Origin of the sequence: Ferruginibacter sp. (genome assembly GCF_031430955.1) — a bacterium.
In the GTDB taxonomy this organism is placed as follows: Bacteria; Bacteroidota; Bacteroidia; order Chitinophagales; family Chitinophagaceae; genus Ferruginibacter.
Window position 1 is genome coordinate 1 of the sequence record NZ_JANPCM010000403.1, and the last position, 3,577, is coordinate 3,577.

Annotated in this window: 4 protein-coding genes; all 4 read left to right on the top strand. The window is 36.7% G+C overall.

Annotated features, from left to right (window positions below):
• Positions 1 to 787: nucleotide sugar dehydrogenase (locus ACY65O_RS11345; RefSeq protein WP_462220972.1), on the top strand; the 787-nt coding region annotated here is incomplete at its 5' end.
• A gap of 77 nt (positions 788 to 864) precedes the next feature.
• Positions 865 to 1,884, top strand: coding sequence for an SDR family oxidoreductase (locus ACY65O_RS11350; protein WP_462220973.1), 1,020 nt, complete (start codon positions 865 to 867; stop codon positions 1,882 to 1,884).
• 246 nt (positions 1,885 to 2,130) lie between these two features.
• The gene (gene rfbC, locus ACY65O_RS11355; RefSeq protein WP_462220974.1) at positions 2,131 to 2,685 is read left to right on the top strand and encodes a dTDP-4-dehydrorhamnose 3,5-epimerase; all 555 of its coding nucleotides are present in this window, start codon (positions 2,131 to 2,133) and stop codon (positions 2,683 to 2,685) included.
• A gap of 8 nt (positions 2,686 to 2,693) precedes the next feature.
• Positions 2,694 to 3,577 (top strand): dTDP-4-dehydrorhamnose reductase (gene rfbD / locus ACY65O_RS11360; protein ID WP_462220975.1); only part of this gene is annotated, 884 nt, incomplete at its 3' end.

Consider the following 3,577-nt stretch of genomic DNA (forward strand, 5'->3'; position numbering starts at 1 on the left):
TACTATTATTAAAGTGGTAAGCGGATGTTGTGCCGAAAGTTTAGATACGATTGCAAAAGTGTACGAACTGGTTGTAAAAGCCGGTGTACACAAAGCCTCCTCTATAAAAGTTGCCGAAGCTGCAAAAATTATCGAAAATACCCAACGTGATTTAAACATTGCATTGATGAATGAACTCAGCATCATCTTCGACAGAATGAATATTAACACGTTTGAAGTTTTAGAAGCTGCAGGTACAAAATGGAATTTTTTAAAATTTCAACCCGGGCTTGTAGGTGGGCATTGCATTGGTGTTGATCCATATTATCTTACCCACAAATCAAAAGAATTGGGTTACGACAGCCAGGTAATTTTGGCTGGTCGTGTTATTAATGATGGTATGGCAGGATATGTGGCTAAAAAAATACTGCAGCATATTATTCAAAACAGCAGCAATATAAAAGCTGCTAAAGTTTTAATAATGGGCGCCACCTTTAAAGAAAATGTAAGCGACATAAGAAACAGCAAAGTAGCTGATGTGGTAAAAGAATTACAATCATTTTCTCTTAATGTAGATGTTACTGATCCTTATGCTGAAAGTAAAGAACTTAAACATGAATATGGTTTTGAATTAACGCAGCAACTGAGTAATGATTACGATGCAGTGATTGTAACAGTACCTCATAACGACTATAAAAAATTAGATGATGCGTATTTTAGTTCCATCACAAAACCACATGCAATGATTGCAGATTTAAAAGGCATTTACAGGGGAAAGATAAGCAGCAGGAAGTATTGGAGCCTGTAGCCCCCTTCCTCTGAAGGGGAATTATTTGAAGGGTATAATAAGTATAAACATACATAAGTGAAAACTATAAAATAATAATGGCACTACCAGAAAAAATAGAAACGTGGAATAACTCCCCTTCAGGGGATGGGGGTTTAAGTGCTTCAACATTTTTAGTAACGGGTGGCGCAGGTTTTATTGGTAGCCACATTGCAGAATATTTATTAAAGCATGGTGCAAAAAAAGTAAGGGTACTGGATAACTTAGCAAATGGGTTTGAAAGTAATTTAACCGTTTTAAAAGAATATCCTGCTTTTGAATTTATTAATGGCGATATACGCAATAACGAAATTTGTTTGCATGCATGTGATGGCATTGATTACATCAGCCACCAGGCTGCATTGGGCAGTGTGCCACGCAGTATAAAAGAACCCGTTTATTTTAGCGAAGTAAATATTACCGGCACCGTAAACATGATGAAGGCGGCGGTTGATAAAGGCGTAAAACAAATGGTGTATGCCTCTTCATCAAGTGTGTATGGCGATGAGCAAACCTTACCCAAGCAGGAAGACAAAATTGGTAATGCCTTATCACCTTACGCCGTTACAAAAAGAACCAACGAATTGTATGCAAAAGTTTTTAGCCAGGCATACGGTTTAAAAATAATGGGCTTCAGGTATTTTAATATTTTTGGGCCAAGGCAGGATCCTGATGGGCCATACGCAGCCGTTATACCATTATTTGTAAAAGGAATTATTAACCGTACACCGGTTTATATAAATGGCGATGGCGAACAAACAAGAGATTTTACTTTTGTTGATAATGCAGTTCAGATAAATATTAAAGGAATGCTAACAGATAATAACGAAGCATTTAACAAAGCCTACAATGTTGCCATTGGCGAAAGATTTACCGTAAACCAATTGTACAAAATATGCCAGCAGCAACTGGACAGCGATTTTGCTGCAACCTACCGGGAACCAAGAGCCGGTGATATAAGAGATTCTTTGGCCGATATTTCCTTAGCGCAAAAATTATTGAACTATCAGCCCACTAAAAAATTTGAAGATGGATTAATTGAAACTATTCAATATTTTAAAAAATTGTACAGCAAATAAAAATGGATAATTTTATAATTGATGATATATAATTTTTTAATTTACAATTAGTATTTATTTTTTCTGAAAATTCATTGTGCAAGTAAATTATACCAATTGGACATTTAAAATACACTGTCAGCCTGAGCTTGTCGAAGGCGGGTTTACTCTTGCACCCGGTTTCGACAAGCTCAACCTGACATTTTTACCGGGTACATTAAATGTCCAATTGGTATTATCCATTATTAATTAATTATTCATTACAAGATGCCTTTCGTTAAAACAGATTTCCGGGGCCTGATGGTTTTTGAACCCAAAGTGTTTGAAGACAGCCGTGGTTATTTTTTTGAAAGCTATAATGAAAATACTTTTTCTGCCGAAGGCGTAGCAATAAAATTTGTACAGGATAACCAGGCCCAATCATCTTATGGCGTAATACGTGGTTTGCATTACCAGTTAAACCCACATGCGCAAACAAAATTAATAAGGGTTTTAAGCGGTGCTATATTAGATGTGGCAGTTGATATACGCAAAGGCTCTCCCACTTATGGCAAAGTATTTGAATTGGAGCTTTCTGCTGCTAATAAAAAACAATTACTGATACCGCAGGGTTTTGCACATGGGTATTCTGTAATCAGCCCAACTGCCGAAGTGTTTTATAAATGCGATGAGTTTTATCACAAAGAAACTGAAGGCGGCATAATGTATAACGATGCCGCATTAAATATCAACTGGCAAATACCTGCTGACAAAGCTATTATTTCCGAAAAAGATCTGAAGCATCCGGCATTACATGATTGTATAAATAATTTTACTTTCTAAAATTTCAAATGGCAGCCGATAAAACAATATTAGTTACAGGTGCCAATGGCCAGCTCGGCAAAGAATTCCGGGCATTGGCCATACAATATCCGCAATACAATTTTTTATTTACAGGTAAAGAAGAGTTGCCTGTAAATGATAACGAAGCAGTAAAAAAATACTTTACCAATCACCAGATAAATTTTTGTATAAACTGTGCAGCTTACACGGCAGTAGATAAAGCAGAATCCGAAAAAGAAAAAGCCTTTTCAATAAATGCGGATGCTGTTGCAGATTTAGCTTTTGTTTGCAAAACATTCAATGTGCAGCTTATACATATTTCTACCGATTATGTTTTTGACGGTACTGCCCAACAGCCTTATACCGAAACCGATGCTACCAACCCGGTGAGTATTTATGGCCAGTCTAAATTAAAAGGCGAAGAGCTGGCTTTACAAAATAATCCATCAGTAATTATTATACGAACATCCTGGGTATATTCTTCTTATGGAAATAATTTTGTAAAAACGATGCTGCGGTTAATGAAAGAAAGAGAAAGTATTAATGTAGTAAACGATCAGCTGGGCTGCCCTACTTATGCAGCCGATTTAGCCCATGCAATAATGGCCATCATTCAGCAAAATCCTGTTGCGGTTATTCCGCATTCGCCTATTACTCCCCATAATACTATTTTTAATTATTGCAACCAGGGCATAATAAGCTGGTACCAGTTTGCTTTAGCCATAAAAGAATTAACAGGCAGTAATTGCATAATCAACCCCATCGCCACAGCTCAATATCCCACGCCTGCAAAGCGGCCACAGTATTCCGTTATAGACAATGGGTTAATAAAAACTACTTTTGGTATTACTATTTCTGAGTGGAAGGAAAGTTTGGAAAAATGTTTAACATT